Raw genomic sequence first — 2,237 nt, 5'->3', positions numbered from 1 at the left:
GATTCCGAATCCCGACGCCTCGCCTTCCGCCGAGTTCGGCGGACGAGGCGCGCCGACACGAGATTGGCGATCCAAGGCCGCCTCCATCGCGGCATAGGGCCGGCCCAAGATCTGGGCGTTCAAGCGCCCGGCGACGTGGAATTGCAGCAGCATAGCGAGGGAGGCGGTCAGGGTGTGGGAGGCGGGTTGCGGGGGGCGCAGGCCGAAGGCAGTTTCCATGCCATGCCCCAGGTAAATGCCGCCGAGGGTGGCGGATTGACGCAACAAGGCCTCATGCCAAACCTGTAGGGGCCGTCCGCGAAGGGCCCCGACGGACGCCGCGCCCAAGCCATGGGCGATTTTTAAAGCGCCCAACACCAGATAGCTCGAAGCCACGTCCCTACCCAGCGCCGCCCGACCCCAATCCTGCCCTCGCCCCAAGGCCTCCGCGCCGAGTCGGGTCCCCAGGGTGAAGGCCGGGGCCTCCACTGCGAAACCCGCGACCGAGGCTAGGGCCCGCGCCCCGAAGCCGCGCGTCAGGGCTGACGTAATCGGCGCGGCCAAAAGACGCGACAGGGTCATCGCCCGCGTCAGCGAAAAGACGCCGGAGGCGAGTCCCATGCCGAAGAGCAGCGCGGGATCGGAGGCCTGCCGGGCGAGGCCGCGCAGCAGGAATTCGGCGCGGGCGCCCGTCGTGCCGCCGCCTTGCAAGACCGCGAGGCGTTCGTGGGCGAGCCTGCCTTCGGTACCTGCGTGTCCGGCGGCGATTTGATAGAGTTGCAGGGCGAAGGAAATTCGGGCCGCGTCTCCGGATCTCTCCAAACGTCCGGCCAAGGAAGCCAGGCCCGCGGCGAGCAAGCCGGGGTCGCTCTCGGCGAGCAGGGCTTGGGCCTCGCGAAGTTCCGCTTCGGCAAGCCCGGTCGGAGCGGCCTCGAGCCAATTTTGCAGCGCGAGCGACAAGGGCGAAGGCGCGGCTTCGAGGGAAGGGAGGCGGCGGCGATGGAATGCTCCGGGGAGCCCGGTCGGAACAGGGGTCATAGCCAGGGAAAAATATTCTTATAACTATTGAAAATTCTAGATGTTTTTCTTATCGCTCCCGGAGAAAAGAGGTTGTCAAAAAAAACCGCTCCGATTATATACCCGTCAAATTTTTCATTCCGACGAGAGGTGGACCATGCCCGCAGTAGGTGACAAAGCGCCCGACTTCAACTTGCTGGACCAAAACCAAGAGCGCCTCGAGCTGAAAAAGCTGCTCGCGAAGGGCAAGGTCTTGCTGGTGTTTTATCCCGGCGACGACACCCCGGTCTGCACGGCCCAGCTCTGCGACTACCGCGACCACTACGCCGGCTTCGAGAAGCTGGGCGTCCAGATCTACGGGATCAGCATCTCCCACCCCGACGAGCACTCCAACAAGAAGTTCGCCGAGAAGTATCATTTTCCCTTCCCTCTGCTCAACGACTACGACGGCCGCGTGACCAAGGCCTACAAGGTGATGAGCATCATGGGCATGCCGAAGCGGGCCCTCTTCCTGCTCAACCAGGACGGGACCATCCTCTACAAGCACGTCGAAAGCCTGCCGATCTTCCGCCGCACCAGCGACGAGCTGTTCAAGGCGTTGCAGGAAGTGATCGCGAAGGCGCCGCAGGTGCAGGCAAGCGCCGCTGCGGGGCACTAGAGATTTTTTCAACGTTAGCGCTCGTTTCGATGCTCCGGCCTGGGAGCGGGAGAATACCCCTTCCCCGAAGCAAAGTTTTTGCAACGTTAGTGCTCGTTTCGATGCTCCGGCCGAGAAGAGAAGAGGAGGGGCCCCCCTCGAAGTAACGGCCCGGTCGGCCTACTCACGACAAAAAAGTCGGTTCGCATGGAAAGTTAGAGTCTTCCTTCGTCAGCCTCTAACTTTCATGCTCTCTCGACTTTTTTGCCGTTCGTGCGGCCTCCCTCCTGCCTAAATACTTCGAGGGGGGCCCCTCCTCTTCTCTTCTCGGCCTCGTGCCATGCGAGAGGTTAATTATTATGCTTGGGATACCGGCGGCTTTCCTGCGACAAACAAGTCCTAGGACATCTTTGCGGATTGTTTCTCGAAACGAGAGGCGCTTTGGAAACTTGACCGCATAAGCACGAGGCCTGGGAGCGGGGGGATGCCCTTTCCTCGAAGCATTAGGCAGGAGGGAGGGCGTAGGAGCGGAAAAAAAGCTGAGAGAGCACAAAATTTAGGGGCTGACGAAGGAAGACCCTAAATTTTCGTGCGAACCAGCTTT

The 2,237-nt window shown here is 61.6% G+C and carries 2 protein-coding genes; one reads left to right on the top strand and one right to left on the bottom strand.

The window, feature by feature from the left end:
* Nucleotides 1-1,017 (bottom strand): hypothetical protein (locus tag FBR05_15180; protein MDL1873522.1); only part of this gene is annotated, 1,017 nt, incomplete at its 3' end.
* A gap of 40 nt (nt 1,018-1,057) precedes the next feature.
* Between FBR05_15180 and FBR05_15175 the strand changes: the two genes are divergently transcribed.
* The gene (locus FBR05_15175; GenBank protein MDL1873521.1) at nt 1,058-1,654 is read left to right on the top strand and encodes a peroxiredoxin; all 597 of its coding nucleotides are present in this window, start codon (nt 1,058-1,060) and stop codon (nt 1,652-1,654) included.
* The last annotated feature ends 583 nt before the right edge of the window (nt 1,655-2,237 follow it).

Source organism: Deltaproteobacteria bacterium PRO3, assembly GCA_030263375.1.
Classification (GTDB): Bacteria; UBA10199; UBA10199; order DSSB01; family DSSB01; genus DSSB01.
Note: the sequence above shows the minus strand (reverse complement) of the source record. Positions and strands in the feature narration are given on the sequence as shown.

Excerpts from the sequence above, each read along its gene's own strand:
- FBR05_15175 (MDL1873521.1), top strand. The coding sequence starts at position 1,058 with ATGTTTTTCTTATCGCTCCCGGAGAAAAGAGGTTGTCAAAAAAAACCG.